The organism is Microbulbifer sp. MKSA007 (assembly GCA_032615215.1).
In the GTDB taxonomy this organism is placed as follows: domain Bacteria; phylum Pseudomonadota; class Gammaproteobacteria; order Pseudomonadales; family Cellvibrionaceae; genus Microbulbifer.
In genome coordinates this window covers 4,231,969-4,256,484 of sequence record CP128433.1, presented here as the reverse complement: position 1 = coordinate 4,256,484, position 24,516 = coordinate 4,231,969, and the positions used below count along the sequence as shown (strand labels likewise).

Below are 24,516 nucleotides of genomic sequence, written 5' to 3'. Positions count from 1 at the left end.
CTACTTGTACCAAAACTTTGAAGGGCCGCCATTTTAAGGCAAAAGTTAACGGTTTGCGCGCTTTACCTCGAATAGCTATTAAAATAAGTACGATTATCAGTTATTTTTTGACTGTTCGTTCATAATTGGCTGGCACTCTTGGCTGAGCCGTTCCCGGAGGGCGATCGCACCACCGGTAAGGGCAAAACCGAGTAGATTGCCCTTTTCGTCGCGAAATTCGGCGCAAACCCCTGAATCTTCTATGTTGATTTGCCAAGTCCCCTTGGAGTCAGGGCTTGGCGGGCAAACGGTAGTTGGGTGCAGGGTTGTCTTTACGGCCACAGGAATAACGCCAAAGCAAACGGGAGTCAGATTTCCTGACAAAGTTTGTGCCAGACTCTTCGCACAGCTGATTAGGGGGCGACAAAGAGTAGCTGATGGCCGTCTATTTCTGCGCAATCCCCCAGGGCGTAGATATCGGGATCGCTTGTTTGCAGATATCGATCTACAGCAATACCTCTTTGCACGGCTATACCGGCCATGGAGGCTAAGCCGGTGTTAGCCTCAAGTCCGAGTGCGGCGAGAACAACATCCGCTTCTATTTGCTCTCCACTACTCAGCTGGGCCCGGAAACCGGTGCTCAATTTCTCGATACCCTTTAATGATGAGCCCCCATGGAAGCGAACGCCATAGTCTTCCAGGGCCGTCTGCAGATCGCGCCCGGCGACTTCCGGCAGCAGTGTCGCCAGTGGCCATTGCTCCATGTCAACCAGATCCACTGCGAAGCCGGTCTGTACCAGATCGTTGGCAAATTCACAGCCAATCAAACCAGCGCCCAGGAGTAGTATGCGCTTGCGCCCCACCACGGCAGTGCGAAAACGGTGGTAGTCTCTGAGATTATTTATGCGAAAGATATGTGATTGGGCATCCCCCTCATAGTGGGGAAGTTTGCGGCACTTGGCCCCGGTTGCCAGAACTAGCTTTCCATAGGGAATCTTGGATACATGCTCTGCACCATCCTGCTGAATCGTCAGAGTTTTGTTTTGGCGATCTATATGTATTACCCGCGTGTGAACCAGAATTTGTGCATTGAGTTCGCTAGCCATATCTTCGGCACTGGAAGTGCTGAGTTGCTGTGCAGTCTTGCCGTGAGAGAAAGAGGCTGACAGCAAAGGCTTGGAGTAAAAAGCTCCATCATCGGCAGTGATTAACAGGAGAGGAGACTGGGGGGTAAGCTTGCGAAACTCTCGCGCCAGATTATACCCGGCCAGCCCTGTGCCAATAATAACTAAAAGTGCTGAGGTTGTAGTGGTTGTTTTTTGGTTGGCTGAAGGGGACGGGGCGATGGGGGCTTGGCCTACAAGAACCATATCAAATTCTTGTTTACTAACGCCGCATTGAGGGCAATTCCATTCGTCGGGAATATCCTCCCACCGAGTACCAGGAGCAATGCCATCTTGTGGACATCCCTCGGCCTCATTGTATGTCCAGCCACATACCATACACTCCCAGATCCGGAAGCCATCATTGCTAGCTAAGCTGGCTTGAGTGGTATCGGCGCCAATCTCCAGCATGGAGAAATCTTGTTTGGCTGCACCACACTCCGGGCAGTACCAGTCTCCAGGTATATCTTCCCAGCGAGTACCGGGAAGAATTCCATCCTCGGGCCAACCTTTGGACTCATCGTATATCCAGCCGCAGTTCTGGCACTGCCACTTTCTGTATGCCGACATGTTTCTCCACCAAGCAGGGTCGAGCCCGATAAATAAATACCGGGGCTTTCCCATTTATAGCGGTAAAAACGAAAGGAGTTGTGGTTGGGCGGTATTATTCCGTGCTGCGCTGGGCGATTTTACTGAGAGCACTTTGATAAATATCAGCAATTTCCCCCGGGTGCTTGATTGAAATACCCAAATCGTGCACCAGGCCATCCTTGAGTCCATATACCCACCCATTGACGGTCAGTTCCTGGCCCCTACGCCAGGCATCGCGGACAATGGTGGTCTGGCAAACGTGTATTACCTGTTCCAGAACATTGAGTTCGCACAGTAAGTCTGTGCGTTGCTGTTGCTGGAAAAGATCTATCAAGGTGTGATGCTTATCCCTGACATCCTGAATGTGTCTCAGCCAGTTATCGATCAGGCCAAGTTGCTCGTTATTAAGTGCGGCCTGGACACCGCCGCAGCCGTAATGACCACAGACAATAATATGTTTTACTTTTAGGATTTCTACAGCGTACTGCAGTACTGAAAGGCAGTTCAGGTCTGAGTGGACTACTACATTGGCAACATTTCTGTGGACAAAAAGCTCCCCGGGTAATAGGCCGACAATTTCATTCGCGGGAACGCGACTATCAGCGCAGCCAATCCAGAGGTATTCAGGGCTCTGCTGCTCAGACAGTTTAAGGAAAAAGTCAGGCTTATCTTCGCGAGTTGCCTCTGACCAATGTTGGTTGTTCTCTATTAAATGATTAAGCGGGTGCAATGAATCTATCCTGATGTGACCGTTTGGACAATTAGTCAGCAGGATAGCGACTTTGTTCGTGCGCGCCAAGTGTATCTGGTCTAATCTAAAAAGATGACTATTGCCTAAAACCTGGTCTAAAAAGGAATCTAAGATCATGGGAAGAAAGAAAAGCGCCATTCCCAGAAGGCGGCAGAGGGTTTCCAGGCACTCGAATTCAGTGGGGCGGCATCGCTTGAGAGTGCGTCAATTGCTTGCAAGACGGACGCGTTTGCGTAGCTATTTACAGCATTTCCCAGTGGATGAAAAAGCCAATATCGAGGCGGTACTGGAAAAGAAGGGTGCTGAAGTTACGGAGTAAATCCGATATTGTACCCTCTGTTGTCCACGCTGCATCAGAGATCTATAAGTGAGGTGGATAAGTTGGCTGTATAAGTGGTTAATAAATTACATTCAATAAAGCAGTTGAGCTAATGGAAAAGTAAAAAGAGAATCATATGGTGTTGTCAGGTTGTAATGTAGATATTGATTTAAAAATTAGTTTGGCGAATTATGATGACTTGCATGATGCAAAAAGCATAATTGCTTTAATGGAAGAGTATGCACTTCATCCATTTGGTGGTGGTGAAGCTCTTTCTGATCATTGTCGAACAGGGTTGGTGTCGGCACTAAATGAATTTCCTGGAGCTTTTAGTATTTTAGCATATCGAGATGGTAGAGCTGTTGGTCTTATTAATTGCTTTACTGGTTTTTCCACTTTTTTATGTAAACCTCTTATTAATATTCACGATGTTGTTGTTAGTGAATCTGCACGAGGTTTGGGCGTTTGTACGGCTATGCTGGGTTTTCTTGAGAAAGAAGCAAAAGACAGAGGTTGTTGTAAGTTAACCTTGGAAGTTCTACAAAAAAATTACACTGCGCAGGCTGCTTACCGTAAGACTGGGTTTAAACCGTACGCCATGGATGAGGAGTTCGGTCAGGCCGAATTTTGGCAGCGATATCTTTAATATTCACCTTTTCAAATTTGTAGTCATTGTATGGGGCTATCTTCCGATAAGCCGTGGCTGTGATCTGAAAGCTACGGCTGACCAATACTGTTAGATATTTTATTGGTAGCTGCTGAAGTGCGATGTACCCCAATTATTAGTTCCATAGATTAGGTCTGTAGCCCTGAGACTTTACTGATTGATAATATTAAAAATAATGTCCATACAAACGGTGGTAGCAGTAGATACGCAGAAGCTTTTTGTAAGGGGATGTTTCTTGGGGTTTTGGGTGTTTTAAGGATCCTCTGATCAACGAAGCATTTTTCCAGAATTAAGCTGAGCTGCTTGAAAAATTCACTTTATTACGCACAAACGCGTAATTTTCGCGTAATAGTCCCCTAATTTTTCATCTGAAACCCTCAATAGGTGGGTTTCAGGCGAACCACCCCTAGGCAGCCAAGTATTTTCTCCCTATTAATAAGTTGGTAAAGCCTGCCAGTAAGCACAGCCTCTCAGTATTTTTTACCAGTCCCCGATAGCGGACCTTGTCATAACCAAATACCCGTTTGATGTAGCGGAAGGGGTGCTCGACCTTCGCTCTTATCTGCGCCTTGATCTTTTCCGCTTTACGGAGTGCATCACGCCCTGGAAGAGTTTTTAGCTTGCTCGGCTTCATTGCTATATACCAATCCGCCTCCCGCTCTTTCAACTCTTCACGTTTCTCCGCACCAATGTACCCAGAGTCTCCCCAGATTCTTTTCTCCTCCCCGTGGAGAACTCGCTCTGTGGTTGTGACATCATGCGAATTCGCTGCTGTTGTATCTATGCTATGTATTACTCCGAGCACATCATCAACCCCGATATGCATTTTCATCCCAAAATGCCACTGATTGCCTTTCTTTGTTTGATGCATTTCCGGGTCACGTTCTTTCTTTTCATTCTTAGTTGAAGTTGGCGCAGAGATAATAGTGGCATCTACAATCGTGCCTTCACGCAGTACCATCCCATTCTCAGCAAGGTGTTTGTTGATTTCATCAAAAAGAGCTGCACCTAGCTGATTGAGCTCCAGTAAGTGGCGAAAGTTAAGAATCGTTGTTTCATCGGGAATTGGGCTACTCAAAGTCAATCCAGCAAAACTACGCATGGATTCAATTTCATACAGTGCATCTTCCATAGCGGGATCACTGAGATTGTAAAATAGCTGCATGCAATGAATACGAAGCATGACACTCAATGGATATGGCTGTCGGCCACGTTTACCTTGTGGGTAACAAGGAGTGATCTGAGCTTCTAGTCGCTGCCATGGGACGAGGGTTTCCATTTGAGAAAGAAACTTCTCTCGGCGAGTTATACGACGCTTTAGCTTATATTCTGCTTCGGCAAAGGTGACTTGGTGCATGATTCATCGTAGTCTTGATGGGTAGGTGAATATTACCAAATTGACTCAGAATTATTCAGAGGTTCCTTAAGAGTCCTAAATACCAATATCATATTTCTTGACTTCGGTGACGCTAGTACGTGAAAGCTGGTAGGAGAAAGCGATATTTATAGGGATCTAATGGTTGTATTCCAGCAACATCATGGATACCTAAAGATATTGTCTCCGTAGCTCTTCTAAGAGAATTAGTAGTTGAATTAGCGATCCTCTATTCAAACAAATTTCTGACATGCTGTTGCGTCTAATTTTACTCGCCATGAAAGCCATTCACTTTGCTGTACCAGCAAGTTACTGGTTTCGATGAGTGATATGGATAATGATAAAATTCGAGAGTTTTCTCTTTGGTCATGCTCAAGAATTAAAGGCTACCAAATATATTTGGATCATTCCCCCGGAAATCCTGTGCTGCTAGCTGGAATTTTGTGCTTATGTGATGTGGGAAAAGTTATTTGATGTTTATTGCGCCAGCTTGACGTTATTCCGCTTAAATAGCTTAAGTTTCTTTTGGGTGAATGAGAATAAAAGAAGAGGCTGTAAGTACTTTTGTAGATATAGGTTTTCCAATGATTGCTAGTTGGTTCTAGGTCAGGAGTTACCTGGAATTTTGGCGAGCCTAATTTCTGGATACCTTAAATGAACCTCAGTAGTGCTTTATATAAAACGTTCACTCTATTGGTGCATCCGGCTGGAAAATTCTTCAACTACTTCAGGTTAAGTCATTCACTTTGGAGGTATTTCAGCTGTTTCATAGTTTTCCCCTATTTTTAAATCCTTGTGTTGGTCACTGTCTCCATAGTGTTTGGCTAAAGGAGGCGTAAAAAACGAGGTTAGCCTCCCTCCATGTGCAATACTTTTTGGGTACTGGACCGCCGGTCTGATGTACAGCGAGCAAGGAGGGAACCTGCGATGCGTTTAAATTCAACTTTGGCTCAGGGTCGCTATCACTATAGTTGTGATGGCAGGGAAATGCCTGTGCAAGATAGTTGGCAGTTAGGGAATGATGAGCAGGGGCGACGCTCGCTTGTCAGTCGGCGCTTAGTCGGGGACCAGGGGTTTGGTATCGAAGTATTTGCTCTTTTGGAAGGGGGCTAGTGAGTGAGTGTGTTGTGCATTGGCGAGATGAAGTTGATGAGGTGAGCGCCCACTACAAGTTAATTCCAGAAGAGGGAAAGAGTCCTGCGATAGGTGATGATATTCAAGCCAGCTGGACAGGCCCCAATGGCCCTCAGCAACTCAACATCGAAGGGGAAGAGCGGCTATTGTTTCCACTGATGCGGGTTTTTATGGGGCCTGTCTTGTCGAGGTTGGTACAACATGAAAATGGCCTGGAAGTTGTATCCCCTGATATCGTCGATCCATCTCAGCGGGGTAAGTTGCTCTCTCCTAGGGTGAGCCATCGCACGGCAAGATCAATGGCGGGGGATGTTTCGAGCCAGAAGGCTCAGGAACTGGGTTCCGATATTATTGCTTACATTTACCAGGGTGATGAAGCTGAAAGAGATGCCCATTGCTATGTTGATAGTCGGAGCCTGTTAGTAGGGTACGATTGGCCATCTAGTACTGGTCGCCTGTGGCAGGTTCGGCTGAGGGACTTGGAGTGGTCGTCGAGCTTAAAAGGACTACTTTAGCCCAGCTTGAGGAAACTTTATAACCACTATTGGTCACACAAATAGGCTCAAATGGAGATTCCTGTTTCTATACCTGTCACTATTTAGTTTTCTGTTCTATCTAAGCTGAAATTAGAGCTTATCTAGCCTGATTGGCTGTCTTGTCACGATAATCGCAAAATTATGTAGTGGGACTTGTAATCCTCTCCAGTGTAAGCTTGCATCACGATTGCAATAAATGACTGGGGGAAAGCGTTTTGTCCTACTATCGAAGAAGGGTTTTTGCCGGGCTCACATTACTTTCTTCTGTTGGGTTAGTTGCACAGTTGCCAACAGCTTTAGCTGAAGAGGCGCCAGAATCAACTTTTTCTATGGATGCGGGAGAAAACCTGCAGACCCACCATAAGCGCTGCTTGAACGAGCAAATTCTTGTTTCGGATGCCGATGTCACGATAAGGGAAATTCGACGTATCTGCGCTGAAAGAGTCAGAGCTGAACTGACTCTTGAAGAGGATCCGGTGATAGCGGACTTTATTGTCGACGAGTATGAGGAAGACCTTCCGACAGATGAAGTATTGTTAGGGGGAGGGCTCAGGCTATCAGGGATGCTGCCAATAACCCTTTTACTTTAGCTTCCCATAAAACTAACTACGTGCTGCCAATGGTCTACAATCCAGCCCCGGAAGAGGGAGGGCTGGCAGACATTGAAGGCCTTGCTGAGGCAGAAGAGTTGGATAACGTCGAAGTTCAATTCCAGCTTTCTGTGCAGGTGCCTATTTGGCGGGGTTTTTTGGGGCAGGCTTCTGTACTGAGTGTCGCCTATACAAATCGCAGCTTTTGGCAGGCGTACAACTCCGATGACTCCGCTCCCTTCCGTGAAACAAACCACGAGCCGGAATTGATTCTGAGTTGGCTCAATGACTGGAGTCTATTTGGTTGGAATAATGTAGCTAACCAGGTAGCGATTAACCACCAGTCAAATGGGCGTAGTGAACCCTATTCCCGTAGCTGGAATAGAATATATGCGAATTTCATTTTTGAGCGGGATAATTATTCAATCAGCCTAAAGCCCTGGTACAGGGTTCCTGAAGATAAGGATGATGATGATAATCCGGATATTGAGCACTACCTGGGGCATTTTGAACTAGGTGGGCGATACCGCGATGGAGATCACACGGTTTCACTGATGTTACGTAACAATTTGCGCTCAGATAATCGTGGTGCAGTGGAGCTGACCTGGGGCTTCCCTCTCGGGAAACGCGTTGATGGATATATCCGCTATTTCAATGGTTACGGAGAGAGCCTCCTTGATTATGATGAATCAGTGCAAACTTTAGGATTTGGATTTGTATTAGCCCAGGGGTTTTAACCTTAACGACGAGGGCGTACTCGCAATGAATAGGCTCTCGTTTTTCCCTTCTTAACCTGACTTGTTATCAGGGTTTGTTCATGGCCTTTGATGATAGTTACCGCTTGAGTGCCCATGCGGTAATCACGAATACTGGTGGAGAAGTACTGCAGCTGAAAGCGACTTATGCTGAGCGTAGCTGGGGCTTGCCTGGCGGAGCATTAGACCCGGGTGAAACTGCCCATGAGGCATTGGTGCGGGAGTGCCATGAGGAACTTGGACGAGAAGTTCGAATAGAGTATCTCAGTGGCATCTACTACCACAACGCATTCAATTCACATGTTTTTATTTTTCGAGCCCATTTCATTAAAGAGGGTGACTATATTCTCTCTGATGAACATTCCCAATGGGCTTACTTTCCGCTTCACCAATTATCCCAGGTACAGCGTCACAGGGTCGAGGATTGCCTCACGTTTAATGGTATTGTGCGTAGCGCAAAGTTCTAACTTTATTATCTTCCTTGGCAATAGATCTGGTATGCCTGGGTACATTTGGCGAAAATCGCCAAATGCAATGTAGTCGCAGAATTCCCCTCCCTCCTACATTAGTATTTGCCCCCTGGTGTTTATTGCCCTGGAATTCCAGAGCCACCGCAACTCGCGGGGGCCTTATAAAAGTTAATAAAATCAAATAGTTGAATAATTGATACAGCAAGTTGTACTCACCTACAAGCTATGCTGATGGATAAGAATTATGGGTTTGGAATTGAAGATGCCTGAGTTGGGCAACCTAAACGAAAATAGCCTTGAATTAGAGTGTCGGGTCGCTCTGGTCAGTTCTGATAGCAAATTGGCCAATGAGTGGATTACCGCTCTCAATAATACGGCAGCAGTACACGACAATCCTTTTGGTCTTCATTTTGAAGCCGTAATGCCCGCAGATGCTGAGAGGTTGGCAAAAGAAGAGGATTCCCTGCAAGCGGTCATTGTCGATGGTGGCAGTGATGGGCAGAGGCTGGATGCTGCAGATGAACTCGCTGACCGAGTTCACGCTTTGCGTTCCCAGCTTAACATCTTCCTCGTAGCCCACAGTGGTTTTGCTGGAACAACTTCCAAGCCGGGCAAATCCGGTTCAAAATCCCTGTCAAATTTGCGTCGCCGCTTCGATGAGTTGTTCGACCGCCGTGAGGGCAATTTCAACCATATGTTCCGCTTGGTGCAGGCGTTTATTGCTCGAAGAGCTTCGACTCCTTTTGCCGACACTCTGAAAGAATACGTATTCTCAGCTCGGGATGCGTGGCATACACCCGGCCATTCTGGTGGTGACAGTCTGCGCAATAGTCCCTGGGTGGGGGATTTTTATCGCTTTATGGGTGAACATATCTTCAATACAGACTTGTCTGTATCTGTTCAAGTTTTAGATAGTTTACTCGAGCCCCACTCGGTTATTCAGGAGGCGCAGGATCTAGCGGCTCAGGCTTTTGGAGCTCGCCATACCTTTTTCCTGACCAACGGCACCTCTACCGCGAATAAAGTGGTTATTCAGCAAATTCTTGGTGGTGGCGGAAAAATTATCGTTGACCAAGCGTGTCACAAATCAGTTCACCATGCGATTGTGATGAATCGCTGTGAGCCGGTTTACCTGAAGTCTGTACTGCATCCAGAATTTGGAATTTACGGGCCGGTAAAGCGTTCGGATATTGAAGCTGCCCTGGATGAGCACAGTGATGCGCGCCTATTGGTAATTACCTCCTGCACCTATGATGGATTACGTTACGACCTTAAGCCAATTATCGACTACGCCCATGAGCGTGGAGTGAAAGTGCTGGTGGATGAAGCCTGGTTTGCCCATGGTTTCTTCCATCCCGAGTTGCGGCCTACAGCACTGGAGTGTGGGGCAGATTATGTGACCCAAAGCACCCACAAAATGCTGTCGGCCTTTTCCCAGGCCAGTATGATCCACGTGCAAGACCCGGACTTTGATGAATTCCGTTTTCGCGAAAACCTGAATATGCACGCCTCTACCAGTCCTCAGTACGCAATGATTGCGAGCCTAGATGTGGCGCGGAAACAAATGGCGATGGAGGGGTATGGTCGTTTGAAGCAATGTCTAAAGATGGTGGAAATTTTACGTAATGCCGTTAATGAGACAGGTGTGTTCCGCGCGCTAACACGTGATGACTTGATTGCTGACCCACTTGCCAGTGATAACATTCGCCTTGATCCCACCAAGGTGACTATTGATATTTCCAAGAGTGGTTACTCTGGCAATGAAATGCAGATTAAATTGTTTGATCAGTATGGCATCCAGGTGGAAAAGACCACCTACAATACCATTACTGTGCTTGTAACCCTCGGTAGTACAGAGAGCAAATTACTTCGCTTGATTCATGCTCTTAAGCAATTGGCAGGAAATACTCACAAGCGTATTCATATCGGGTCGCCGAGGCGTTTGCCAGAATTTACCCGTTTTACATGTTTACCGGCAGATGCTTATTTTTCGGAAGCAGAAGAATTGCCGCTGATGGACAACGGCACAGAAGCTATTGAGAACCTGGTTGGCCGGACCAGTGCAGATGAAATTGTTCCTTATCCGCCAGGTATTCCGGTCCTTGTGCCGGGACAGGAAATTTCAGCCCAAATAGTACAGTTTTTACAGCAGCTACTTCAGGGGCAGAATACGACAGAAATTCACGGTCTTATTTTCCGCTCTGATGAGCCGATGCTAAGGGTCGTTAAGGAAGCCTCCAAGGGCAAAGCTGAGAAAGTGCAGTCTTCTGGAGAGAAAAAGAAAGGAAAATAGTAAAACTCCATAATCCGGCATGGAGGCCGGTATGCTCAAAAGTCCACAATCTGTGTTGATAGCCGGTGCTTCCGGTGGCATAGCGCAGGCCATTGGCGCCGAAATTATTCGGCGCTATCCTCAAGTTACATTATTGACCTTGAGTCGAATCACAGTTGATATGATTCCTGGCCATGTCGGTGAGCGACACCATTTATCCGTTTGTTTAGAGCAAGCCGAGTCCATCGATATTGTTGAAAATTTTTTGGCCGAACACTCTGAGCCTCCAGGTTGGATAATCAACTGCTGTGGCATTTTACATGATGAGTTCCATGGACCGGAGAAGTCTCTATCGCAATGTGATGATCACTGGTTGTTGCAGTCGATTCAGGTCAACGTACTTTCCCATTTACATTTAGCGCGCGCACTGGATGGATTCTTGAAGCGCAGACGCCCTTTGTTGTGGGCGTCGCTTTCGGCAAAGGTGGGAAGTATCACGGATAACCAGCTCGGTGGCTGGTACAGCTACCGGTGTAGTAAGGCCGCATTAAATATGCTGGTTAAGAACCTGTCTATTGAGTGGGCGCGGAAACTGGAGGAAAGTTGTGTGGTGGCGATTCATCCAGGTACGACAGATACTTCACTATCCAAGCCTTTCCAGTCTAATTTGCCCCCAGATAAACTCTACACCCCTGAATTAAGTGCGAATCGTATTGTAGATGTCTTGAGTCAACTGGCATCGTCAGATACCGGAAAATTACTATCATGGGATGGAAGTCTTATACCCTGGTAGCGATCAGCGTGAAATAGGCGCGATAGTAGCTGTTATCGTATCTTAAGTTATAAGAGGGTTTCCCCGCTCCAGAATAGTGGCGATGTCAATCCCGGTGGGTAGGCTTCCAGTATTGTGTGTGCCGTTAATCCCTATTCTTGATTTGATAAAGGCATCAGTTACACAAGGGCTACTCCCCTGTAGCAGAAGGTGCGCCTGCATGGTCAGGGCCATTTGATCAATAATATGACGTGCACGGTATTCAAATTGATTTAGGTCGGAAAGGTCGTTTCTTAACTTGTCGACTGCCGTATCAAATTGTGTGTTTATGCCTCGACTAATGTTTAATTCATCAAACCAGTGGCTAATTACTGCAGGGGTTTTAGTGATGGCACGTAACACGTCCATCGCTTGAATATTCCCTGAGCCCTCCCAGATTGCATTTATCGGAGCATCTCGGTACAGCCGTGCCGTAATAAAATTTTCAATAGCTCCATTACCTCCCAGGCACTCCATAGCCTCATAGGCGTGATGAGGACTGCGTTTGCATATCCAGTATTTTCCCACCGCGGCCCCGAGTCTGAGTAGCATCTTTTCGTGTTCGTTGCCCTCTTGATCCATTGCTCTGGCTATGCGCATGGTAAAGGCAATTGAGCCTTCCACCTCCAATTGCAGGTCGGCAAGCACATTTTGCATCAGTGGTTGATCAATCAGCTTTTTGCCAAATGCTTTACGCTCACTAGCATTGTATATTGCCTGGATAACAGCTTGCCGCTGCCCTGCAGATGAGCCCATCATGCAATCAAACCGTGTAATCGCTACCATCTTGATGATGGCGCTGACCCCACGCCCTTCTGCACCGATTAGCCAGCCCAATGCGCCGCGTATTTCAACTTCTGAAGAAGCATTGGAAACATTGCCACACTTTGTCTTCAGGCGTTGAATCTCCAGCTGGTTCTTCGATCCATCCGGCCTCCATCTTGGAACCAAGAAGCAGGATAAGCCGCCGGGCGCCTGGGCAAGAATTAAAAAGGCATCGCACATAGGGGCGGACATAAACCATTTGTGCCCTAATAATTCATAGGTTCCATCGACGAGGGGAATTGCAGCGGTGGTATTTGCCCTGACATCTGAGCCCCCTTGTTTTTCGGTCATGCCCATACCGATCGTCAATGAGTTTTTCTCAAAATATGGGCGATTACTTCCATCGTAAGTGCGGCTGGTTATTTTGGGTATCCATTCAGTGGCGATTTCAGGGTTTAGCTCGATAGTGGGTACTGAGGCGAAGGTCATAGTGATAGGACACCCATGACCGGCTTCAAGCTGAGTGTGCAAGTAATTTTTTGCAGCTCTGGCCACATGGGCAGCAGCCCGTGGGTCGGTCCAGGGAGAGCTGTGTAAACCTTCTGAAAGTGCCAGCTGCATTAGCTGGTGATAAGAGGGATGGTATCGAACCAAATCAATGCGGTGGCCGGAACGATCGTGACTTTCGAAGATAGGTTTAAATTCATTGGCAGCATAGCCCCGCTCAATCATTTCTGGCCTACCACACACCTCCCCATACCGCTCCAGGTCATCTTCAGCCCAATGGGCCCCATTAATATGTACGGCTTCCTTTAACGCCTGATCAGCAATATAGAGGTTATGACCAGAAAGCGGGCAGGGCTGGTTGGCAACCTGATAATTGGTTTTGCAATCTGATGTGTGGATCTCACTGTTCATAACTTCACCCTGGAGGATGTAGATTTCTATTTGATGCTGTAATTTAACTTGTACGGTTTTGCCAATTCCCCTAGGGGGAATAATTCAGGCATAGCCGAATATGAGCATAAAACAAGCTTTTCCTGATTACTATTTAAGCTGTTTAATTTTAAGTCGTGATTTTGCCGTTTTTATTTGCAGGGCCTGATCCTATGAATTCTCAGGTGATTTTACTCGATCAAATATGGCTTAAAAGTAATGAGGTGAAATTTATATTTTATTGCTATCGAATACCATTTTGTCAGTCTGTCTCCGATGAGGCTCGAATCATCTTGTGTTTGTCGTCTTATTGTTGGTAGCAATTTTTTTTACCTTAAATTATTCAAAATAAATTTATTAATAATGTGGACCAGTACAAAAAAATTGATATTTATAGAGTTCTATTGTCGATAGAAAATCTATACCAAAGCATGTTGATTTTTCTTTTTAGTTTACTGATCCATGATACCTTTGTATTACAAAATGGTATTAGAGAACCAAGTTGGCACACTTAAGATTGAATTTTTGATATCTAGATCACTACCGGTTGCAGTTAATGAGTTGATCGAATAGATTTAGCTCACAGCGTAAGATGAGCGCGGAAAATTGATAAAAAATAGTTAGGCTGGTAACAGGCTGAAACATAAAAGGACTGCACATTGGGGGAACCCAGATGAATTTGCATAAGGATTATGCACCGCTAAAGGTTGTTAGCCCTAAGTTAGAAAAAACAGGGGTTACAGTTGCCTTTTTAACCGCATGCATCAATCTTCAATCCTCAATATTTGCAGGGCGAATTGAAGATGAGTTTAAGACTACCTGCGCTATCCTTCAGCGCTCGACACTTTCATCCCTAAGTGGTATTAAGGCCGAATACCTTCTTCTTGATTGTGCCGATGTATCCTCTTCAGATCTCGAGAATCTTTTGAGGGAGATACACTCCCTGCCCACACCTCCCAACTTAGTATTAATCAATGTCGATCAGAAGGCCGATATTGATTTTGTTCTGCATTGGGAAAAAGTTCTGGGGTTAATACCCTCCGAGTGCGAAGCAAAAGTCATTATGGAGAGGTTGGGTAGGATATTCTCGGGAGAATACTGGTTTCCAAGAGATGTTCTCCATAATTTTCTCAGGCAACACAGAAAGCCTAAAAAGTGGTGCGATAAGGCTTCAAACCTCACGCAGCGAGAACGGCAAATTTTACAGTTGATCTGTGACTGTAATACCAATGCAAATATAGCCGAAACCTTATGTGTTAGTGAGCACACCGTTAAAAGTCATTTATATAAGATCTATAGAAAAATAGGCTGTAAGAATCGGTTAGAAGCAAGCAGTTGGGCCAGTCAAAACTTGTAATATTATGAAATCACTATTTTTGTGCGCAACTGTGTTAACAGTTGCGCTTTCGTGTATCGTTCACAAAAGTTACGCTCAAGAAACAAGTGATCAAAGCTCTGAGGAATCCCTGCTTACTGGATTGGTAATTGATAATACGGTAAGCGGTATAGGTCATGAGTTTGCTAGATCGCTATCAATTTATATAACAACTAATTTGACAGGATTCGACTACAACCTGACCGTGCATGAAAGGCCTTCGGCAAGGTGGGGCAGTGTTGTTTGGGTAACCTTTGAGAGCAAGCAAGTCTTTAAGACTGTCATTTATCCTGGGCGGAGAAAGTTTGGTGCAATTGTCGAGCAGGCTGCTTCGCAAATAAATAATAATGTGAGGCAGCAGAGGTTGCAGGATCTTTTGTCTCAAAATGTTGATTTGGCGGGGGATGAAATATAATGAGATTTTTATTTACAACGGCTTTTTTATTATTTTCTGGCTCGGTGTTTGCAACAGAGCTGGTGTACACACCTGTGAATCCATCGTTTGGAGGTAATCCTCTTAATGGTAATTATTTGCTGAATAATGCTAGTGCACAGAACAGTAAAAAAGATCCTGATGCTAAGGATTCGCCGTACTCTGATTCATCTTCCTTGGATAGATTTACTGACACACTAGAATCTCGTCTGCTCTCACAGCTGCTGACAGATGTGGGAAATGGTAATGATGGTACTTTGGTAACTGATGACTATATCGTAAATATTGTTGATATTGATGGTGAATTGACGATAACCATCACCGACGCTGTTACGGGTGAAATATCTGAAATTGTAGTTGTAGGTCTCAATCCAAGCAACTAATAAAATTATATTTGCAAGCTTAGGTTTTGTGGGGTGGTGCGATGTTATCGAGAATATTTATTCTAATTATTGTTTTTAGTATTAGTGGGTGTAGTTCTGTTAAGGAGGCGTTGTTCGGCCCTGGACAACAAAAGGCAACTTTAACGGATAGAATGAGCACTTATTCTGACTTAGTCAGTTTGCCTGCCCCTAGAGGGAAAATAGTTGCAGCAGTGTACGGTTTTAGTGATCAAACTGGACAATATCGGCCCGCGCCCTCCAGCTCATTCTCGACCGCAGTGACTCAAGGGGCTGCAGCTATGCTGGTTCAGGTTCTGAATGAATCTGGGTGGTTTGTGACTCTTGAGCGGGAGGGTTTACAAAACCTCTTAACCGAAAGGAAAATAATTAGAGCTGCACTGAAAGAACAGGACAATCCTGCCAGTCCTGTATTCGATCTGCCTTCTCTTATGTCAGCCAATATTATGTTAGAGGGTGGAATAGTCGGTTACGATACAAACATCAAAACAGGGGGTGCGGGGGCACGTTACTTCGGTATCGGTATTTCTGAACAATATCGTGTAGATGAGGTTACTGTAAACCTGCGTGCGGTAGATGTCCGAAGTGGACGAGTTCTAAGTAGTGTTTTAACGAGCAAGAAAATCTTGTCGAGGCAAGTTCAAGGCGATGTTTACACTTTTGTGGAATATAAGCGCTTACTTGAAATAGAGGCTGGGATGACCACTAACGATCCAGCTCAATTATGTGTTCTTTCTGCGATAGAGTCGGCGGTAATTCATCTTATATCCCAGGGGGTTAATGCTAATTTGTGGGCATTGGAAGATAATAGCCAATACCCTATGTCTGTCCTCAGTGAATATTCTGCGACACCAGTAAAAATATTATAAATCTTTAGCGGATATTTAAATTTATTGGTATGTTCATTTAGGGGTATATGTAATTTAGTGAAATGGAATTTTATTAAATTATATCTATGTGTTTTCATGTTTGTGTGTGTAATTTGGTGGGATTGAACTGTTTTATTTTTTGTGTGTTTTGATTTAAATCACCACCTTAATACAAAAGTTTTACATTCTTCTTACTCTTTCCGGTTAAATGTAATCTTTCTTCTGATTTAAGATATATTTTTTTTACCTATAGTGTCCATGTTGTTTCTTATAGTTGTTAACCGTTCTTATTGGAGAGGTGGTTGGTGATTGCTACAGCTAAACGAGTAACGGCAATTTTATTTCTGTTTCTGGTTTTACCGCTTTCGGTGTGCTGGGCTTCTGATTTAGATGACCACAATGAATTGTCTGCTGGGCAGGGTGCTCTGGATCTTCTTTTGTTAAGAAAAGATTCAATTACGGGTAACTTGGCCCAGGTTTCACAAGTAGGTGATTACAACCTTGCTGAAGTTACCCAGTCTGGTCTTTACAACCAGGCTGTCCTGATCCAGGAGGGTGGCTCCAATGCAGCGTTGGTGCAACAAACAGGCGATTCTAATTATGCTGCGATATCGCAGTCAGGAGCCTACAACCAAGCTACAGCGATACAGAATGGCGTAGATAATGTGGCTTTAATTAGCCAGGTTGGTTACGGAAATTCTGCAAACATTATTCAAAATGGTGATGGATTGTTTGGTTATGTCGCGCAGTTCGGTGACGACCATGCGGTGCAACTGGTGCAGTACGATTAAGGCATTGCACTATTTTACTTGTATTTATAATTTTATTCCGAGGGAGATTGATAAATGAAAAAGATTACACTTGCTGCTGCTATTGCTTTGATTGCTAGCGCAGGCCAGGCTGTAGCCGACAATAACTACGGTGATCAGGTACAGGTCGGTGACAATAACTATGCTGATGTTACCCAGGTATCTGCCGCTAATAATAATGCTGCTTATCAGTGGCAAGAGGGTAACGATAACGTAGCTAGTGCATATCAAGCATCTGCTGATGATAACTACATTGACCAGACCCAGCTTGGCGATCGCAACGCAGCATACACTAGTCAAACAGATCAAATGGGCAGTGAAGCTTTGACCTACCAGGATGGGGAAGGCAACAATGGAACTATCCACCAGTGGACCGGTTCCTACAATAGCGCCTATGCCGCTCAGTTTGGTAGTGAGAATATGATCCACTTGGATCAATATACTAATTCTAACTTTAACTATGCCGATATGTATCAAGACGGCAATGACAACATGGGTGTTCTGCAACAGGAAGGTGATGGCAACTACTTCGTTAGTACCCAGGTAGGAGACAACAATGGTGTTTGGAACAGCACCTGGTACTCCTCATTTGACGGTTTTGTAGGTGGTCAGGTAGGTGACTTCAACGTAGGTACTGTTTATCAGTCAGGTGCCGAGAACACTGCGAATCTGATGCAGAGCGGTGATATTAACCTGCTCGACCTGTCTCAATCCGGCATTAGCAACACCGCTACTATCCTGCAGCAAGGTGATGCTAACGCTGCTTTTGGTTACCAATCAGGTGCTAACAACGTTGCCAATATCACCCAGAATGAGACCAATAACTTGGGTTATATGGCTCAATCCGGCTTTGATAACACTGCTAATCTTGTTCAAACCGGTGACATGAATAGTGCTGACTTCGGTCAGTATGGCGATGCAAACCTGGCAAATATTGATCAGACAGGCAACAGCAACTATGCCTATGGTTACAGTGCTGGTGTTGCAAATACTGTAGATATTGATCAGGCGGGAGATTTGAACCTGGCAGATGTTCACCAAGACTTTGGTGGCGATAACCTGATTACTGTGGCTCAAACTGGTTATGAGCATTCCGCTCATGTTGGACAGGGAGGCTATGAGAATGTTGCTACTGTTAGCCAGAGCAGTGCATACAATATGGCGAGCATTGAGCAGGTTGGTGCGAGCAACGTTGCCACCATCACTCAGAACTGATTCTGAAAAGACTCAGGCATGAAGAAACCGCCCTATTGGGCGGTTTTTTTGTGTATAAAATAGCTGCAGAGACTTCTCTAAGATTAGATTGATTAAATGGTTCTCTGCCCGCAAAAATTGAGAGTCAGCTCTAATAGCCCTGTCCATGGAGATTGCTGCCCACTACCACCTTTGATAGAGACATCTATAGCCCGAGCGCGAATTAATAAGCTTTCCAGTTGCTTCCTATTAAGTCTGTGTAGGGCTCCTTGGACCAATGGCTGTCGCTTTTGCAGCCGAACCAATCTCGCTAGAGGTTGGCCTTGATCCAGTTTTTCCATGATGTCGAGAAGAGTGCGAATTTCTCTTGCTATTGCCCAAAGTACAATGGGTGGTTCAATACCTTCGACCCTCAATCCGTCGAGTGTTTTGACTGCTTTGGCTGAGTTGCCAGAGAGTGCTGTGTCAATTAGGTCAAAAACACTGTAACGGGCGGAGCTGGTAACACTATACTCCATCATTTCCCGGGTGATTTCTTGCCCGGGGCTGGAAAGCTTAAGTTTTTCTATCTCCTGGCTTGCGGCAAGTAAGTTGCCCTCTACTCTTTCTGCCAGGATTTGTATTGCTTCTGGTTCGGCTGAGAGGCCTGCAGATGCAAGGCGCTGGTTGATCCAGCGGGGCATTTCCTGAATCGTCACAGGCCATACCTGAACCAGTACTCCTGATTGTTCTAGGACTTTGACCCATTTGCTGTTGAGTTGCGATTTATCAAGTTTCGGTAATACCAGTAAAAGCAAAAGATCTTCACTCGCCAATGAAGCAAACTCTTGCAGGGCTTTACTGCCCTTATCCCCCGGTTTACCTCCGGGTAAACGCAGCTCGACGAGTTTTTTTCTGCGAAAAGAGACATATTTCCGGCTGAAGCAACCAGCGTGCTCCAGTCAAAATTATGTTCTGCGTGGATAAGTTCTCTCTCGGTGAAACCGTGCTTTTTCGCTGTTGAGCGGACTAAATCGCAGCACTCTTGTACTATTAAGGGCTCATCACCAGTGATAATAAAAATTGGCGATAGGCCCTTTTTTAGATTTTGCGATAATTGATGGGGGTTAACGCGCATTAATAAAACTAACCTAGTAGCTCTTTTCTTCTAATGAAGCATTCACATCGATACGCCGTAAGCGGTCGATAATGCGCCCAATAAGCTCCCGCTGCATCTCCGCGCGTAAGGTATTTTCCTCTTCACTTTTACTGACAATTTCATCGACATCCCACTCCAAGGTGCGGTAAACGTCTGCCTGTGCTTTATTTAGGAGGACTTGGCCTGAAGCTGTGCGTACGCTATAGATTGCACTGGTAATTAATTCGTATTCAGATGCTCGCCCTTCAGAGTCTACAGCTACGGTTAGTTTTCTCTCGGTTTCCTGGTGAATGATGAGTGTATAGTCAGCTTCTGCAGGTGATTCCGCCATAGGCACCCCCGCATTATTGAGCAGTCGAGTTAATTGATCTGCGATATCACTGCGAGGGTCTACTGTGGATATATAGAGTGTACTACCGGGAGGAAAATTCTTAGGGGCGCCTCTTAGATGCCAGCCGCAACCGGCAATAGTGATAGCGAGAAGAAAAATAAAGGCTCGAATTGCGATTGTTTTCATAAACTACTTGCCTTGGTCTTGTCGGCTACAGCGAGCTGACTTAAGTGAGCCGGGAGTGAAACTCCCGGCATCATATTGCGGGTCTCTACTTGGCGACAATATTAACCAGCTTGCCAGGAACGACGATTACTTTGCGCACCGTAGCTTCACCGATAAATTTCTGAACGTTCTCATCGGCGAGGGCGAGTTTTTCCAGGCTCTCTTTGTCTGCATCAGCAGGCGCATCCAGTTTTGCGCGTACCTTGCCATTGACCTGGACGACCAAAGTAATCGAGGTGCGCACCAGTGCTTTTTCATCTGCCATTGGCCAAGGAGAATCGATTAGGGCACTGGTATTCCCTAGCACCTGCCACAGTTGGTGACAGATATGAGGAGTAACCGGAGCCAACAGCAAGACGGCGGTCTGTAGGGCTTCTCTCTCTACAGCCAGTCCTTGATCACTGTTGCGATCTGCCAGCTTGCCGACTTCATTGAGCAATTCCATTACTGCTGCGATAGCGGTATTAAAGGTCTGGCGGCGGCCATAGTCATCCCCCACTTTTTGGATGGTCTCGTGGGTTTTGCGGCGCAGCTGCTGTTGCTTGTCATTGAGGGACTGCTGGTCGATCTGTGCTTCACTGGAGCCCGCTGCAATATGGGCGTGAACGGTCTTCCAGAGTTTGCGCAGGAAGCGGCTGGCACCTTCCACACCGGCATCGTGCCACTCCAGAGTCTGCTCCGGAGGGGCGGCAAACATGGTGAACAGGCGAACGGTATCGGCACCGTACTCCTCAACCGCAGCGTGAGGGTCTATGCCATTGTTCTTGGACTTGGACATCTTTACCACGCCGCCGGCAATAATCTCTTCGCCGGTGGCTCGCTCAATCGCTTTGGTCGGCTTGCCCTTGTCATCGCGCTCGACGTCCACATCGGCGGGGTTGATCCAGGTCTTGTGGCCGTGTTCTTCCTTGTAGAAGGATTCGGCTAACACCATGCCCTGACACAGCAGCTTCTTGAAGGGTTCATCGCTATTGACCAGGCCCTCATCCCGCATCAGCTTGTGGAAGAAGCGCGCGTAGAGAAGGTGCAAGATGGCATGTTCAATACCGCCGACATACTGGTCCACTGGCAGCCAGTAGTTGGCGCGGTCCGGGTCCAGCATGCCCTCTTCAAAATCGGGACAGGTATAACGGGCGTAGTACCAGCTGGACTCCATAAAGGTGTCGAAGGTATCGGTTTCACGTTCTACGGGAGTGCCGTTGAGTTCGTCTTTACGCCATTCGGGGTCGGCTTTAATAGGTGATTGAACGCCGTCGAGCTCGACATCTTCCGGCAACAGGATCGGCAGCTTGTCTGCGGGTACTGGTATTTCTCCGCCGTCGGCCAGGTTGAACATGGGGATGGGCGCACCCCAGTAGCGCTGGCGGGAGACACCCCAGTCGCGCAGGCGATAGTTGATCTTAACCCGACCCTTACCTGCAGCAATCAGCGCTTCGGAGATCGCAGTAAAGGCGCCATCAAAATCCAGGCCGTCAAAACTGCCGGAATTCACCAGTTTGCCTTTCTCCGTATAGGCCTCTTTCTCCAAGTTGATGGACTCGCCGTCGGCAGCCTCGATAACCTGGATAACGGGCAGCTGGTATTTTTGCGCAAATTCCCAATCGCGCTGGTCGTGTGCCGGTACTGCCATCACCGCGCCTGAGCCGTAATCCATCAGAACATAGTTAGCCACCCATACGGAGACTTCTTCACCACTGATGGGGTGAATCGCCTTGAGCCCGGTATCCATGCCTTTCTTGTCCATCGTGGCCATATCGGCTTCGGATAGGGACTGCTTTTTGCACTCGGCGATAAAAGTTTTGAGTTCGGGGTTGGACTCGGCAAGTTCCAGAGCGATGGGGTGCTCGGCGGCGAGGGAAACATAGGTAACGCCCATCAGTGTATCCGGACGGGTGGTATACACATCGAAGTGGTCCATGCCCGCAATAGGCTTGGGCAGGGCAAAGCTCAGCTCTACTCCCCGGCTCTTGCCGATCCAGTTGCGCTGCATGGTGCGCACCTGCTCGGGCCACTCGGGCAGTTTGTCCAGGTCTTCGAGCAGCTCTTCGGCATAATCGGTGATCTTGATAAACCACTGGGCCAGCTCGCGGCGCTCAACGGTAGTGCCACAGCGCCAGCAGGCGCCATCTTCTACCTGCTCATTGGCCAGTACTGTCTGGTCGTGGGGGCACCAGTTCACTGCAGAGTTTTTCTTGTAGACCAGGCCTTTTTCGTAGAGGCGGGTGAAGAACCACTGCTCCCAGCGATAGTAGGAGGGTTGGCAGGTGGCCAGTTCGCGGGACCAGTCAAAGCCAAAACCCAGAGCCTTGAGCTGGCCTTTCATGTACTCGATATTGGCATAGGTCCATTTGGCTGGAGCGGTCTTGTTCTGGATGGCCGCATTCTCTGCCGGCAGACCGAAAGCATCCCAGCCCATCGGGTGCAACACGTTTCTGCCCTGCATGCGCTGATAGCGAGTAATTACATCGGTAATGGTGTAATTGCGCACATGCCCCATGTGTAGCTTGCCGCTGGGGTAGGGGAACATGGATAGGCAGTAGAACTTTTCCCTGCCGGCGTCTTCCTTTACTTCAAAGCTCTTCTCGGCCTCCCAGAATTCCTGGGCGGAAGCTTCGACTGCGGAGGGGTTGTACTGCTCTTCCATCGATTCGGGACCTATACTCTGTGATCAAAATTTGCGGGAAACTGTTCAGTGTTTATTGGGGGATGTGAACGCTTGTCAATCGGTAAAGATTGATCGCGATCAAGTTTCGCTCCCAGTGCATCTTTTACGATGCGTAAACGCGGGATTATAGGAGGGATACCGTGACGAAGGAACCAAAGTTGCCGCCGAAGGACGATCTGATTAATGAGTTTCGCGAAGACTTTGAAGATTTGGTCGAAGGTGAGCTGGCTGTTGAGAATCTCACCGCCAATAAGATGGCATTTTTGCGGGCTTGGCTGAAAGATGACCTGCATCGGGCTGCTGACTATATCCGGGGACTAGGTGGGGAATTGAAGACCCTGGAGGAGCGCAGCGGTGATTGGCTGCTGGATGCGGCGGACCCCACAGAAACCGCCTGGCCAAACTTAATGCGATGCATCAAAGAGGGCAAGCCCTGGGCTTTGGCCGGCGAGTTTGTAGGGCCGGATGAGGAGTTGCAGTGTTTGGGCTGTGGATACCGAGCTATGCCGCCGGCAAATACCCAGATTACCCCCTGCCACCGGTGTGGTTATGGATGCTTTCGACAGATTGAGGGTGGTCTCGAGTATTGAATGGGCTCTATACGGCGGCGGCCACGCTTCTGATGCCTCCAGCAGCCCCATTGTTGGGGCTGCTGGTTGCATTCCTTTTGCGATTCTCTTCATCCGGGTCCCTGCTTGAGAGATGCTCTCTACCCTTGGCTGTGATTTCCTTTTGTGTGCTTTGGTTAGGGGCGACCCCGGCATTCTCATCCTGGCTTGGGGATCGATTGGGCAAGGTACCTTATCAACCCCATATAAGGCCTGAGGCCGTTGTGATCCTTGGTGCAGGGCGTTATCGCGACAGGTATTCGAATAGGGAGAGACTCTCTGCGGCGAGTCTCGAAAGAGTTGCCGGTGCTGTCGAGCAAGCACCAGAAGACTTACCGATTCTGGTATCTGGCGGTCGGGTTCACAGCGGAGAGCGGCTGGCAGAGTCTGATTTAATGGCTGCGTTGTTGGAGGAGGAGTTTTCCACTCCGGTCACTTGGCGTGAAGATTGCAGTCGTACTACTGCAGAGAATGCAGTAAATAGTGCTGATATTTTGCACAGTGCTAACGTGAGGTCGGTTTTTTTGGCCACTCACTGGTGGCATATGCCTCGCGCAGCGGAAATTTTTTCCCGCGCTGGCTTAGAGGTACAGCCCCTGCCGGTTGGGAGTGCCGGAGAGTTGATGCCCCGCGCTCAAACAGGTGTGGGGCGCTGGCTGCCCAATGCTGTCTCCCTGCTAAGGACCCAGGTCTACTGGCGGGAAATACTGGCACGGATCTGGTATCGGTGGAGTTCGCTACCGTCCATCAGAAAATGTTGAGGATGGATAAGGAACTTTTTGATAAATGTAATCTCAGAGGCCTACAGGGTTTGAGGGATCAGGCGTCGAGCCCAAATGTTTGAGAGCTCTTGATTGCTAGTTGTACCGGGCTTAGGATGACTGGCGCCACAGGACATACCCATTGATTATCTTTTTATATGGAGTAGCGGCTGTGGATAAGAAACATAACAATAATCGAGATAACCTTATGATGAAGGGCATCCCACTTTCTTTCTCTCCGATACAGTTACATAACCGGTTAAACCGGGCTGTTTGGATTGGCTTCAAGCGGGTTGAGCAAGATGGCCGCACACTGGTTTTTCTGTGTGCTGGTGGCGATAGCGGCGCCCAACTCAGTAAAAATTTTGAGACCTTTGCTGGGCAGATTGTTCGGGAGTTCGGTTTTGCTCCCGCCGAAGTGGAGTTTATCGAGCTGCGTTCAAAAGCCGAGGAGTCCCATTGGTATCGCTGGCATGCCCAATGGGTGGGTTCTGCGCCAATGGAGTGCCATGGCGACCTGGTGACCAGTGAATCTAGCCGACGCTACTTAGCCCAGGCACTCGAAAGCGATATGGCCGCCGCTTAAATTCATT

Annotated in this window: 25 protein-coding genes and 3 pseudogenes; 18 read left to right on the top strand and 10 right to left on the bottom strand. The window is 47.2% G+C overall.

Annotated elements, in window-relative coordinates; translation table 11 throughout:
- Positions 1 to 96: 96 nt before the first annotated feature.
- The 5 genes and pseudogenes from QT397_21895 to can form a co-directional block, all read right to left on the bottom strand.
- The gene (locus QT397_21895) at positions 97 to 321 is read right to left on the bottom strand and encodes a hypothetical protein (GenBank protein WNZ55474.1); all 225 of its coding nucleotides are present in this window, start codon (positions 319 to 321) and stop codon (positions 97 to 99) included.
- A gap of 71 nt (positions 322 to 392) precedes the next feature.
- Positions 393 to 1,349 (bottom strand): FAD-dependent oxidoreductase, encoded by a 957-nt coding sequence (locus QT397_21890; GenBank protein ID WNZ58580.1) that lies wholly within the window; start codon positions 1,347 to 1,349, stop codon positions 393 to 395.
- A pseudogene (locus QT397_21885) lies at positions 1,338 to 1,481 on the bottom strand (rubredoxin). Before QT397_21885 ends, QT397_21890 begins: the two are co-directional and overlap by 12 nt.
- Before the next feature lie 60 nt (positions 1,482 to 1,541).
- Positions 1,542 to 1,712 (bottom strand): annotated as a pseudogene (locus QT397_21880) (rubredoxin).
- A 94-nt stretch (positions 1,713 to 1,806) separates the two neighbouring features.
- Entirely contained in the window at positions 1,807 to 2,463 is a 657-nt protein-coding gene (gene can / locus QT397_21875) for a carbonate dehydratase (GenBank protein WNZ55473.1), read from the bottom strand.
- Positions 2,464 to 2,599: 136 nt separating this feature from the next.
- On the opposite strand from can, the gene QT397_21870 reads away from it, so the two are divergent.
- Both QT397_21870 and QT397_21865 read left to right on the top strand, forming a co-directional pair.
- A complete protein-coding gene (locus QT397_21870; GenBank protein WNZ55472.1) occupies positions 2,600 to 2,803 on the top strand; it encodes a hypothetical protein in 204 nt (67 codons plus the stop codon).
- A 136-nt stretch (positions 2,804 to 2,939) separates the two neighbouring features.
- Positions 2,940 to 3,449, top strand: a complete 510-nt coding sequence (locus QT397_21865) for a GNAT family N-acetyltransferase (protein WNZ55471.1) — start codon at positions 2,940 to 2,942, stop codon at positions 3,447 to 3,449.
- Positions 3,450 to 3,847: 398 nt separating this feature from the next.
- Here the strand turns inward: QT397_21865 and QT397_21860 are convergent.
- Positions 3,848 to 4,827: pseudogene (locus QT397_21860) on the bottom strand (IS5 family transposase).
- A 945-nt stretch (positions 4,828 to 5,772) separates the two neighbouring features.
- On the opposite strand from QT397_21860, the gene QT397_21855 reads away from it, so the two are divergent.
- From QT397_21855 to QT397_21825, 7 genes are all read left to right on the top strand, one after another.
- Positions 5,773 to 5,958, top strand: coding sequence for a hypothetical protein (locus QT397_21855; GenBank protein ID WNZ55470.1), 186 nt, complete (start codon positions 5,773 to 5,775; stop codon positions 5,956 to 5,958).
- Positions 5,958 to 6,494 carry a hypothetical protein gene (locus QT397_21850; protein ID WNZ55469.1) on the top strand — a complete coding sequence of 179 codons (537 nt, stop codon included), beginning with the start codon at positions 5,958 to 5,960 and terminating at the stop codon, positions 6,492 to 6,494. The genes QT397_21855 and QT397_21850 overlap by 1 nt, the downstream gene beginning before the upstream one ends.
- A 236-nt stretch (positions 6,495 to 6,730) precedes the next feature.
- The gene (locus tag QT397_21845; protein WNZ55468.1) at positions 6,731 to 7,105 is read left to right on the top strand and encodes a hypothetical protein; all 375 of its coding nucleotides are present in this window, start codon (positions 6,731 to 6,733) and stop codon (positions 7,103 to 7,105) included.
- A 20-nt stretch (positions 7,106 to 7,125) separates the two neighbouring features.
- Positions 7,126 to 7,842 (top strand): phospholipase A, encoded by a 717-nt coding sequence (locus tag QT397_21840; protein WNZ55467.1) that lies wholly within the window; start codon positions 7,126 to 7,128, stop codon positions 7,840 to 7,842.
- Between the two features lie 80 nt (positions 7,843 to 7,922).
- Positions 7,923 to 8,327 (top strand): NUDIX domain-containing protein, encoded by a 405-nt coding sequence (locus tag QT397_21835; protein WNZ55466.1) that lies wholly within the window; start codon positions 7,923 to 7,925, stop codon positions 8,325 to 8,327.
- A gap of 247 nt (positions 8,328 to 8,574) precedes the next feature.
- Positions 8,575 to 10,623, top strand: coding sequence for an aminotransferase class V-fold PLP-dependent enzyme (locus QT397_21830; GenBank protein WNZ55465.1), 2,049 nt, complete (start codon positions 8,575 to 8,577; stop codon positions 10,621 to 10,623).
- Positions 10,624 to 10,654: 31 nt separating this feature from the next.
- Complete coding sequence (locus QT397_21825; GenBank protein ID WNZ55464.1) at positions 10,655 to 11,395, top strand: SDR family NAD(P)-dependent oxidoreductase; 741 nt, start codon at positions 10,655 to 10,657, stop codon at positions 11,393 to 11,395.
- Positions 11,396 to 11,437: 42 nt separating this feature from the next.
- Here the strand turns inward: QT397_21825 and QT397_21820 are convergent, their stop codons facing one another.
- A complete protein-coding gene (locus QT397_21820; GenBank protein WNZ55463.1) occupies positions 11,438 to 13,096 on the bottom strand; it encodes an acyl-CoA dehydrogenase family protein in 1,659 nt (552 codons plus the stop codon).
- A gap of 691 nt (positions 13,097 to 13,787) precedes the next feature.
- Between QT397_21820 and QT397_21815 the strand changes: the two genes are divergently transcribed.
- The 6 genes from QT397_21815 (at position 13,788) to QT397_21790 (ending at position 18,216) form a co-directional block, all read left to right on the top strand.
- Positions 13,788 to 14,471 carry a response regulator transcription factor gene (locus QT397_21815; GenBank protein ID WNZ55462.1) on the top strand — a complete coding sequence of 228 codons (684 nt, stop codon included), beginning with the start codon at positions 13,788 to 13,790 and terminating at the stop codon, positions 14,469 to 14,471.
- 4 nt (positions 14,472 to 14,475) lie between these two features.
- Positions 14,476 to 14,904, top strand: coding sequence for a CsgE family curli-type amyloid fiber assembly protein (locus QT397_21810; protein ID WNZ55461.1), 429 nt, complete (start codon positions 14,476 to 14,478; stop codon positions 14,902 to 14,904).
- Positions 14,904 to 15,305, top strand: coding sequence for a curli assembly protein CsgF (locus QT397_21805; protein ID WNZ55460.1), 402 nt, complete (start codon positions 14,904 to 14,906; stop codon positions 15,303 to 15,305). Before QT397_21810 ends, QT397_21805 begins: the two co-directional genes overlap by 1 nt.
- Positions 15,306 to 15,346: 41 nt before the next feature.
- Positions 15,347 to 16,192, top strand: coding sequence for a CsgG/HfaB family protein (locus QT397_21800; protein WNZ55459.1), 846 nt, complete (start codon positions 15,347 to 15,349; stop codon positions 16,190 to 16,192).
- A gap of 305 nt (positions 16,193 to 16,497) precedes the next feature.
- Complete coding sequence (locus tag QT397_21795) at positions 16,498 to 16,983, top strand: hypothetical protein (protein ID WNZ58579.1); 486 nt, start codon at positions 16,498 to 16,500, stop codon at positions 16,981 to 16,983.
- A gap of 54 nt (positions 16,984 to 17,037) precedes the next feature.
- Positions 17,038 to 18,216 carry a hypothetical protein gene (locus QT397_21790; GenBank protein ID WNZ55458.1) on the top strand — a complete coding sequence of 393 codons (1,179 nt, stop codon included), beginning with the start codon at positions 17,038 to 17,040 and terminating at the stop codon, positions 18,214 to 18,216.
- A 92-nt stretch (positions 18,217 to 18,308) separates the two neighbouring features.
- Here QT397_21790 and holA read toward each other — a convergent pair whose 3' ends face one another.
- The 3 genes from holA to leuS form a co-directional block, all read right to left on the bottom strand.
- Complete coding sequence (holA, locus tag QT397_21785; GenBank protein ID WNZ58578.1) at positions 18,309 to 19,073, bottom strand: DNA polymerase III subunit delta; 765 nt, start codon at positions 19,071 to 19,073, stop codon at positions 18,309 to 18,311.
- A 252-nt stretch (positions 19,074 to 19,325) separates the two neighbouring features.
- Positions 19,326 to 19,850: an LPS assembly lipoprotein LptE gene (gene lptE, locus QT397_21780; protein WNZ55457.1), complete on the bottom strand. Its 525-nt coding sequence runs from the start codon at positions 19,848 to 19,850 to the stop codon at positions 19,326 to 19,328.
- 85 nt (positions 19,851 to 19,935) lie between these two features.
- Positions 19,936 to 22,533, bottom strand: a complete 2,598-nt coding sequence (gene leuS / locus QT397_21775; protein WNZ55456.1) for a leucine--tRNA ligase — start codon at positions 22,531 to 22,533, stop codon at positions 19,936 to 19,938.
- A gap of 161 nt (positions 22,534 to 22,694) precedes the next feature.
- On the opposite strand from leuS, the gene QT397_21770 reads away from it, so the two are divergent.
- The 3 genes from QT397_21770 to QT397_21760 all read left to right on the top strand — a co-directional run bounded on the left by QT397_21770 (position 22,695) and on the right by QT397_21760 (position 24,509).
- On the top strand, positions 22,695 to 23,144 hold the full coding sequence (locus QT397_21770) for a hypothetical protein (GenBank protein ID WNZ55455.1): 450 nt from the start codon (positions 22,695 to 22,697) through the stop codon (positions 23,142 to 23,144).
- Between the two features lie 197 nt (positions 23,145 to 23,341).
- Positions 23,342 to 23,923 carry a YdcF family protein gene (locus tag QT397_21765; GenBank protein WNZ55454.1) on the top strand — a complete coding sequence of 194 codons (582 nt, stop codon included), beginning with the start codon at positions 23,342 to 23,344 and terminating at the stop codon, positions 23,921 to 23,923.
- A 172-nt stretch (positions 23,924 to 24,095) separates the two neighbouring features.
- A complete protein-coding gene (locus tag QT397_21760; GenBank protein WNZ55453.1) occupies positions 24,096 to 24,509 on the top strand; it encodes a hypothetical protein in 414 nt (137 codons plus the stop codon).
- Positions 24,510 to 24,516: the final 7 nt, after the last annotated feature.

Excerpts from the sequence above, each read along its gene's own strand:
- QT397_21870 (WNZ55472.1), top strand. The coding sequence starts at position 2,600 with ATGGGAAGAAAGAAAAGCGCCATTCCCAGAAGGCGGCAGAGGGTTTCC.
- QT397_21855 (WNZ55470.1), top strand. The coding sequence starts at position 5,773 with ATGCGTTTAAATTCAACTTTGGCTCAGGGTCGCTATCACTATAGTTGT.
- QT397_21805 (WNZ55460.1), top strand. The coding sequence starts at position 14,904 with ATGAGATTTTTATTTACAACGGCTTTTTTATTATTTTCTGGCTCGGTG.
- QT397_21835 (WNZ55466.1), top strand. The coding sequence starts at position 7,923 with ATGGCCTTTGATGATAGTTACCGCTTGAGTGCCCATGCGGTAATCACG.
- QT397_21820 (WNZ55463.1), bottom strand. The coding sequence starts at position 13,096 with ATGAACAGTGAGATCCACACATCAGATTGCAAAACCAATTATCAGGTT.
- QT397_21815 (WNZ55462.1), top strand. The coding sequence starts at position 13,788 with ATGAATTTGCATAAGGATTATGCACCGCTAAAGGTTGTTAGCCCTAAG.
- QT397_21810 (WNZ55461.1), top strand. The coding sequence starts at position 14,476 with ATGAAATCACTATTTTTGTGCGCAACTGTGTTAACAGTTGCGCTTTCG.
- leuS (WNZ55456.1), bottom strand. The coding sequence starts at position 22,533 with ATGGAAGAGCAGTACAACCCCTCCGCAGTCGAAGCTTCCGCCCAGGAA.
- QT397_21830 (WNZ55465.1), top strand. The coding sequence starts at position 8,575 with ATGGGTTTGGAATTGAAGATGCCTGAGTTGGGCAACCTAAACGAAAAT.
- QT397_21800 (WNZ55459.1), top strand. The coding sequence starts at position 15,347 with ATGTTATCGAGAATATTTATTCTAATTATTGTTTTTAGTATTAGTGGG.
- QT397_21825 (WNZ55464.1), top strand. The coding sequence starts at position 10,655 with ATGCTCAAAAGTCCACAATCTGTGTTGATAGCCGGTGCTTCCGGTGGC.
- QT397_21790 (WNZ55458.1), top strand. The coding sequence starts at position 17,038 with ATGAAAAAGATTACACTTGCTGCTGCTATTGCTTTGATTGCTAGCGCA.
- QT397_21865 (WNZ55471.1), top strand. The coding sequence starts at position 2,940 with ATGGTGTTGTCAGGTTGTAATGTAGATATTGATTTAAAAATTAGTTTG.
- lptE (WNZ55457.1), bottom strand. The coding sequence starts at position 19,850 with ATGAAAACAATCGCAATTCGAGCCTTTATTTTTCTTCTCGCTATCACT.
- QT397_21890 (WNZ58580.1), bottom strand. The coding sequence starts at position 1,349 with ATGGTTCTTGTAGGCCAAGCCCCCATCGCCCCGTCCCCTTCAGCCAAC.